Source organism: Vicinamibacteria bacterium (assembly GCA_035620555.1).
Lineage (GTDB): Bacteria > Acidobacteriota > Vicinamibacteria > Marinacidobacterales > SMYC01 > DASPGQ01.
Genome location: DASPGQ010000739.1, coordinates 1 through 6,231, shown reverse-complemented (window position 1 = coordinate 6,231; position 6,231 = coordinate 1). Strand labels below are relative to the sequence as shown.

The window sequence follows — 6,231 nt, the reverse complement described above, 5'->3', positions numbered from 1 at the left end:
GGCCGACCCTCCTCAGGAAATCCGATGTGCGTCTCTCCCGTTTTCTCCCTCTCAATCCTCACACCCGAAACCAATTCGTCGGGGGTGGGAGCATCGGGCTCGCACTCAAAGAGGCTCAGCGACGGTTAGTTTCTGCTGGTGGCCGGGATGAAACGTTTCGATGGAAGACGCCATGACGAGATGAACGGGGCTTCCGCCTTCATTCACCCTGGCGCACGCGTCGGTTCGAGCGTTTGTGATTGGCGTCAGGACGAGGCGGGACCAACTTGGCTATTTGCGGATAGCCGAGACTGGAGGTCACTGATGCTACGGACGACGGCGTTGCTGCTCACGACACTGCTCGCCGCCGGGACGGCCATCGCTCAGATTCTAGAGCCCGACCAGATAAAGGCTCGAATCTTCGTCACTCCGACGGGTTCAGAGCTTGAAGTCAAGTTGGACGAGGGAGAGGTCTTGAAGGGCACGCTCTTGAGAACAGGAGATGAGAAATTCGAACTGCGTATCGAGGGCGATGCGGCACGGGAACTTTTGGGCACCAGCTCCTACCAGCGATGGATCGACTACAGCGATGTTGTGGAACTGAACGGCGCAAAGCCGCACCATACTACCTCGAGTCGAGAACTGCTCCAAAGCCTTCACCTCGGACACAAGGTAAGCGTACGGACGTTGAGCGGGAACGTCTACGAGGGGAAGATCAAGGGTCTCGACGAAGAGCACATTCGCGTCGACGACAAGACGATCCTCTTTAGCGAAGAGGACCTCATGCGAATCGATGTCACGAGAAACGACTCGATTCTGAATGGAGCCCTCATCGGTTTGGGCGTCGGAGCCGGACTCATCGCGCTAACAGGGTGTCCGGATTGTACAAATGAGGAGGCCACCAGTTTTTTTCTCCTGGTTGGCGGGACTAGCGTCGGGCTCGGCGTCTTGTTCGACATTATGCGTAAGACGCACACCACCGTTTACGTGGCCGCTGACCGCGACAACAAGCTCACGGTCGCGCCGCTAGTCATGCGGGGCAGAAAGGGCGTCGTGGTCTCGTTCAGCTTCTAGTCAATCAACCTCAACCCCCGAGAACAATCCGGGGGGGCGTGTGGGATCCTCTACTCCTCAGTCCTCATACCCGCAGTTGTTATGGTGGTTGGGCCGGAGCAGCCACTCTGAACTCGCCGCACCACCAGTTGTCGTTCACGCTCGGCCACAGCTCGGTCGGCTGGTTGGCGTTTGAGTCGAAATAGACGATGGGCACCTGAGTCCCGCGGCAGTGGAGGGAGCGCCCCGACTCTTAGAGCAGCCCGCTCCTGTCTCTGGTTTTGGAGACATTTTGGAGACGGGCTCGGCTGGAAAAACTAAGTTGGAGAATTGAAAGGACTTAGATGGTGGCGGGGGCGGGATTTGAACCCGCGACCTTTGGGTTATGAGCCCAACGAGCTACCGGACTGCTCCACCCCGCGTCAACCGAGTAGCGAATTATCCTCCGCGCTTCGGACGCTGTCAAGGGTGGGGGCGGCGGGGGCGGACGCGCCGTGGAGATCGAGGGTGCGGTAGATCTCGGCGGCGAGGACTTCGAGCTTCCTCGCCTCTTCCTCGGTGTCGGCGTCGAAGGCGACACCCACCTCGTAGTGGGCGCTTTGTCCGGCTTCGGTTGGGGTCGATTCGAGGCGGACGACTCTGCCTTTGAGAAAGAAGCTGTCTCCGTTGTGCGGGATATCGATTCCGATCTCGAGCTCGGTTCCGACGTCTAATGGAATGTGGCTTTGAACCAGGGCGCCGTTGCGAGAGAGGTTCTTGGTCTGGCTCCGGAGCTCGCTTAGTTGCGTGAGCCGAGCGCGGCGTGCGCGGAAGATCAGGGGTTTGCGCGCGTCGAGTCTCGGCGAGCGCCGCTTCTCCTCCGCGTGGAGGGTGATCCGGTTCTTGCCGTCGTGCTTCGAGCGATAGAGGGCCTGGTCCGCCATGCGAATGAGGCCCTCGGCGGAGTTGGAATCCACGGGATAGATGGCGATACCGCCGCTCAGCGTGAGTGAGATGTGAGTGGTGCCTACCTGCTTGCGGTCGAACAGGTCCTTGACGTCGGCCCGGATGCGTTCGGAGACGATGAAGGCTCCGGTTCGACTCGTCTCCGGAAGAATCAGGGCGAACTCTTCGCCCCCGTAGCGGCAGGCGACGTCGATCTCGCGGACCCCGGCCTGAACCACGGTACTGCAGGTCGAGAGCGCCTGGTCACCGATGAGGTGGCCATACACGTCGTTGATGGACTTGAAGTCGTCCAGATCGAGAAGCACGATCGACAGCGCGAGCCCGTAGCGGCGGGCCCGCTTGAGCTCTCGCCTCAGGCTCGCGTCGAAGAAATGACGGTTGTAGAGGCCGGTGAGGCTGTCGGTGATCGCATTTCGCTCGGTCGCGAGGAAGGTCGACATCTCCAGGATCTTGGGATTTGCCAGCCCCGGCGTCTGGTTCTGGAAATAATCGAGAGCCGCGAGCTGGAGGCTCGCCGCCCGACCGAGCTTTTTGGCCAATAGTCGGCGATTCTCGAAGATGTTTCTCCAGTGCTCCTCGGCGACCTCGGGATTGAACTCGAGGTGCGTCAGGAATTGCAGCAGCGGTGCGTGGGCGTCGGGGCTCGCTCCCAGAAGCTCCTCGAGGCCTTCGGTTCGTCCTCGAGCGGCTTCCTCCAGCAAATAAATCCACTGCTGCCGCGTTTCTCCCGCCTTCGGCAGCGATGACATAAGCCCTCCGAACCGGATGCAAATACGGAACCCGGTGTGTATCCACTCGTTGGGATCCGGCTAGCGGCTAGACCCACCCCCCGCATTACCAGAGAAAGTTATCGTAGCAGACTCGGCTTCCCGCTTCAAATCAGTCGCTGCCGAGCAAGATGTCCCAAAGGGTGACGTGGAAGAGCTGCTTGCGCCGCGCCGGCTGGAGGTACCACAGAATCGGCACGAGGGAAACGACGTGGTAACAAGCGATGGCAAGAAACAGCGGGGTCACGCTCAAAGAGGTGTCGGAGGCGTAGTACGACACCGCGATCCCGAGATACATGGCGAGGATCACGTAGCCAAAGACCAAGGCGGCCAGCCGGCCGAGCGCGGCGTAGTGCCAGATGAGATAGGCGATGCTCATATAGATCAGGGGATCGATCGCGAGCACCCAGATGGAATGCTCTCCCAACGGGCTCAGAGAGATGGCGGCGTTCCACTCACGGTACTTCTGAATGGCCTCCAAGAAGCCCGCAAGAACGAAGTACAGCGCCACGAGGTAGATGCCGAGGGGTCTCTCTGCTTCCCGATCTGAAGACATGGCCGAGTACCTCAATTATACGGGGGACGCTAGTATAATGATGTCCTACTTGCAGCCCGAACAGGAAACAAGAGGAATTGACCCTTGGCCATAGGGAGCCTGGCTCTTTTGCTCGGCACGCTCGTCCGCGCCGTCGTGCTCCCATTCGAGAGCCTTTCTGAGGAAGCTTCATCCGATTGGCGGGGCAGTGCGTTCGAGGAAGCGATTTCGTCTCATTTCGTCGCCGCGGGTCTCGAAGTCGTCGACGTCCTCGACCGAAACCGGCACCTCGATGAAGTGGGCATCGTTCCCGGAGAGCCAATCACTCGGGCTACGGCAATCGTGATCGCGCGCGAGCTCGACGCCGAGCGGGTCGTGATGGGTACTTACGTTTCCTCGGGGGATGGCCTCGAGGTCGAGGCGCGCCTCGTCGATCTGAAGCGAGGCGCGACGGTGGGCATCGTCGAGGACTTCGGTACGGTAACCGATCTGGGACCGCTCGCGAGCCTCGTCGCCAAGAACCTTCTTCGACTCGAAGGGGATGGGGTTCCTCCTGGTTTCGAGGACGTTGCCAAGCGCCGAGCCTCCATACCGATCTCGGCGCTCGAAGCGGGTGCTCGCGCGAGGGTGGCGCTCGATTCGGCCGAACAGCGGCAGCATCTGAGCCGTGCTCTCGAGCTTTCGGGGAGCTACCTCGAAGCTCGTTTCCTTCTCGGAAGGCTCCTGATGCGCGAAGGCCTCACGCGGGAAGCCATCGACGTCTTGGCCGAGGCCCGAGGGACGGACGAGCTCTATCGCGCGGCATACTTCGATCTGGGTCTCGCTTACCTCGAAGTGGACGAGGTCGAGGCCGCGCTTCTGGTCTTCCAGAGTCTGGCCGAGACCGAAAGTCGCGCGGCCACGTTCAACAACCTCGGCACCGCTCTGATGCGTGCTTCGCGTTTCGACGAAGCGACGGCGGCGTTCCAGAAGGCCTGTGGTCTCGCGGGCGACGTCGCGATCTCGGGATTCAACCTGGGTTGGAGCAACTGGCGAAGCGGCAAAGGAGCGGAGGCCCTGGAGCAGATGAGCGAGGTCGTGGCCCGGAGACCGTTCGATGCGGAGGCATGGCTGGTACACAGCGCCGCGGCCATCTCCCAGGCCCTTCCAGAAGAAGCGAAACGGAGCCGGGTGACGGCGGAAATTCTCGCGCCTCACCTCGTCGACGTCGATCCGGCGACGGTCGTGGGTTGGGAAAGAACTCTCGAACGGAACGGACCGAGCTCGCCGGGCGGTCCCCCTCCGGTATTCGATCAGGGCCTGGAATCGATGGCGGCTCTTCTCGATGCGCGAACGCTGCGATCTCGAGATCGATTCGAAGAGGCCATTCAGCTTTTGCAGAAAAACCTCTATGTCGATCCGAGCGCAGGGGGCCTGCGACGCGAGCTCGCCGAGCTTCACCATGAGGCTGGCGATTTGGACAGCGCGGCTTCGGAGCTCTCGATCCTGGTCTGGGCGGAGCCCTCGGTGGACGCGCATATCGACCTCGCCCGGCTGTACCTTCAGATGGGTGAGCCGAAGCGAGCTCTCGAGCAGTTGGATCGGGCGCTCGAGATCGACCCCGAAGGCCCCGACGCCCACAGGCTCCGGGATGCGATTGCCGTCCCTTGAGAAAGATCATCCGCATCGGGCTGCTTCGAAGAGATGAGATGTGAGCCCGCAGGGTGAATAAATGCGCTACGATGGGGGCGTGAGATCGTTGTTCGTTGCCGGAGGGCTGGTCCTCGCCGGGCTCGGCCTCGTGGCCGCCGAGCCGGTGCAAAAAACGCTCGCCGAGCTTCTCCTTCGGCACCAAAATGGGGCCCCCGACGCCAAGGTCTTCGAGGTCCGCGAGCTCGAGGCGAATCAGTTTCTTCAGGAGCAGATGGAAACCCTTCCACAGGGCTTCGAGAACCCGTGGATCCGTTTCGAGGAGAGCCTCGCGATCGTCGGCGCAACGATGGATCTCGAGATCGTGAGGGGCGCGCTTCCCGATTCGGCCCTGCTGAACCTGCTTTCGGGAAAAGTCCCGGTCGAGCTCAGCGCACGGCTTCTGGGTGAAGGGGGAGTGGGAAGGCTCGATGTCGAGCGAGTGAGCCTGAGTGGCATCGATTTACCCACGACGCTCGTGGACGCGTTGATCGGCGACATCGAAACGATTCCGTTCCTTCCTGGGTTTCGACTCGGTGAGCCGTTTCCGCTTCCCTACGGGGTGGAGAGCGTTCATTGCAGCCTGGGGCTCGTCACCGTTCGGCAAAGCGCGAGCACCAAGTAGAATTCCGCGTACGTTGCCGGCGCGGTCATGCTCGATATCACGACCCCGATCCAATTCGTTAAAGGTGTAGGGCCCAAGAAGGCCGCCGCTCTCGCCAAAGCGGGGATTCGAACCGTCTACGACCTCCTTCTCTACCTTCCCTTCCGCTACGAGGACCGCAGCCGCCGCCTGAAGGTGGCGGAGCTCGAGGCGGGACAAGAAGCGACCGTCGAAGTCGTCGTGCAGTCGCTGCACATCCGCAAGACGAGGCGACGTAATTTCACCCTCGTCGAGATGATGGGCAAAGACGAGACTGGCAGCGTGAAAGCCGTCTGGTTCAATCAGGACTATCTCAAGGACACCTTGACCCAAGGCCGGAAGGTGCTTCTGTTCGGCAAGTTCGAGCGCAGCGGCTTCAGTCTCTTCCCGGAAGTAACGAACCCCCAGTTCGAGGTCGTGGATTCGAGCGGGGAAGACGCCCCGACTCACGCGGGGCGGATCGTTCCTGTCTACGAACGCATCGGAGCGATGAGTCCGAAGGTCTTGCGCCGCGTCCTCCACTTTCTCGTCGTGGGCATGCCGCGAAACGTCCCCGAGCTCCTCCCCGACGACATCCGGAAACGCCACGAGCTCCCGACACATGCCGAAGCCCTCGAGAAAGTCCATTTTCCCGAAGAGGG

6 protein-coding genes and 1 tRNA gene are annotated in these 6,231 nt (G+C 61.2%); 4 read left to right on the top strand and 3 right to left on the bottom strand.

Features of this window, described 5'->3' with window-relative positions:
- Positions 1–303 precede the first annotated feature (303 nt).
- Positions 304–1,053 (top strand): hypothetical protein, encoded by a 750-nt coding sequence (locus VEK15_29675; GenBank protein ID HXV64904.1) that lies wholly within the window; start codon positions 304–306, stop codon positions 1,051–1,053.
- A 324-nt stretch (positions 1,054–1,377) separates the two neighbouring features.
- On the opposite strand, the gene VEK15_29670 is transcribed toward VEK15_29675, so the two are convergent.
- From VEK15_29670 to VEK15_29660, 3 genes are all read right to left on the bottom strand, one after another.
- A tRNA-Met gene (locus tag VEK15_29670) sits at positions 1,378–1,454 on the bottom strand.
- Positions 1,455–2,726 (bottom strand): diguanylate cyclase, encoded by a 1,272-nt coding sequence (locus tag VEK15_29665; protein HXV64903.1) that lies wholly within the window; start codon positions 2,724–2,726, stop codon positions 1,455–1,457.
- Positions 2,727–2,856: 130 nt separating this feature from the next.
- On the bottom strand, positions 2,857–3,300 hold the full coding sequence (locus VEK15_29660; GenBank protein HXV64902.1) for a hypothetical protein: 444 nt from the start codon (positions 3,298–3,300) through the stop codon (positions 2,857–2,859).
- 84 nt (positions 3,301–3,384) lie between these two features.
- Here VEK15_29660 and VEK15_29655 point away from each other — a divergent pair, with 84 nt between their 5' ends.
- The 3 genes from VEK15_29655 to VEK15_29645 form a co-directional block, all read left to right on the top strand.
- Positions 3,385–4,929, top strand: coding sequence for a FlgO family outer membrane protein (locus tag VEK15_29655; protein HXV64901.1), 1,545 nt, complete (start codon positions 3,385–3,387; stop codon positions 4,927–4,929).
- Between the two features lie 79 nt (positions 4,930–5,008).
- Positions 5,009–5,572: a hypothetical protein gene (locus VEK15_29650; GenBank protein ID HXV64900.1), complete on the top strand. Its 564-nt coding sequence runs from the start codon at positions 5,009–5,011 to the stop codon at positions 5,570–5,572.
- A gap of 27 nt (positions 5,573–5,599) precedes the next feature.
- Positions 5,600–6,231, top strand: a 632-nt coding sequence (locus VEK15_29645) for an ATP-dependent DNA helicase RecG (protein HXV64899.1), incomplete at its 3' end; no start/stop codon positions are given.